Origin of the sequence: Mesorhizobium sp. WSM3860 (genome assembly GCF_002294995.1) — a bacterium.
Taxonomy (GTDB): Bacteria; Pseudomonadota; Alphaproteobacteria; order Rhizobiales; family Rhizobiaceae; genus Mesorhizobium.
This window is the reverse complement of sequence record NZ_NSGF01000049.1, coordinates 1-1,329: the sequence shown is the minus strand read 5'-3', so window position 1 is coordinate 1,329 and position 1,329 is coordinate 1. Positions and strand designations below refer to the sequence as shown.

The 1,329-nt window shown below is 64.8% G+C and carries 1 protein-coding gene; it reads right to left on the bottom strand.

Annotated elements, in window-relative coordinates; translation table 11 throughout:
• Positions 1-44: 44 nt before the first annotated feature.
• Positions 45-1,250 (bottom strand): integrase core domain-containing protein, encoded by a 1,206-nt coding sequence (locus tag CK220_RS31200; protein ID WP_095815178.1) that lies wholly within the window; start codon positions 1,248-1,250, stop codon positions 45-47.
• Positions 1,251-1,329: the final 79 nt, after the last annotated feature.

The following is a 1,329-nucleotide window of genomic DNA, read 5'->3' as shown; positions in this document are numbered from 1 at the left end:
TGTCCAGCCGATAGATGGGTAACACTTTGAACCGGATACATGGGTTACAGTTTTCCCCCTGAGTTGCTGTCCGCCGCAGGGCCGTCTGGTCGGGGTTGGACGGGGCTGCGGCGGACCAGTTTCTTGTGTCGGCCGTCGATGATGCCGAGCGGGTGGGCATAGAAGTGGAGCGCCCATTCACCCTCCTCGGTCTCGGTCGCGGCAACCGCTTCGCCGGCCAGCGTCTTGGAGACGTAGATGAAGTCGCCGTTCCACTTGATCTCGCCGTTTTGGCGCACGCGCCGCACCGCCGCCTCGGCAGGATAGTCCGGTTCAGGTATCGTCTTGGGCATGGGGCGGATTGATGGACGGTAGTGCTGTGCCGGCGTGTCCATGCCCAGCGCCTCGTGCGGGCGTTGCTCGTTGTATTCGCGTCGGAAAGCCTCGAACGCCTGGGCCTGCGCTGCCCGGTCGGCCGCCGGCTTCTTGGCCAGTGGCAGCATGGTCAGGTGGAAGCGCTCATGGCATCCATTCTGCTGCGGCTTGCCCGGCTTGATGCGCTCCAAGACTATGCCGAGCTTGATGAAGCGCACCGCCAGCGGCGTCAGCGCGGTGACGCCGACCGACGCGAATGGCGAACCATTGTCGCTTCTGAACCGCTCCGGCAGGCCGTTTTCCTCGAAGGCTCGCTCAAACACCGGCCAGGCTTCATCTTCCGACGTCGAGCCGGTCGCCGCCAACGCCAACAGGTAGCGGCACGCCCCATCCATCACCGTCAGCGGCTCGCAGCGCCAGCCGTCACGGGTCCGGAACCAGCCCTTGTGATCTCCCGTCCACAGCGCGTTCGGTCCATCGGGCTCCGGCCATGGACCGTTGCCCGCCGCCCTCCAACGCGCGCGGCGCCGCCCAACAAGGCCGTGCCGCTTCAAGATCTCTCCAGCTGTCGAGACTGCCGGCCAGCCGCAACTGGGCTCCGCCCGCTTCAGCCGGGCCATGATCTTTTTCGGCCCCCACAGCGGATGCGCTTCCTTCTCCGCCACGATCCGCTCCACCAGCTCCGCTGCCGTTGCTCGGCCGTGATCGAACGGCGCCCGCGGCCGGTCGTGCAGGCCTTCCGGGCCGGACTCCCGATAGCGTCCAAGCCATTTGTAGCCGGTCTTGCGCGAGATTTCGAAGGCCGCGCACAACCGTGTCATCGGCTCCTCACCAGCAAGGCATTCCACAACAAAACGTAGCCGTTCATCCATGATGCCAGTCTCTCGCCAAACCATCGCCGGTCCTCCCGGCTGGCGAGAAAACTGTCACCCATCTAATCGGTCCATTCTGTTACCTATCTATCCGGTTCGGACA

Bases quoted from the DNA above. Each gene is read 5' to 3' on its own strand.
- CK220_RS31200 (WP_095815178.1), bottom strand. From the start codon at position 1,250: ATGGTTTGGCGAGAGACTGGCATCATGGATGAACGGCTACGTTTTGTT.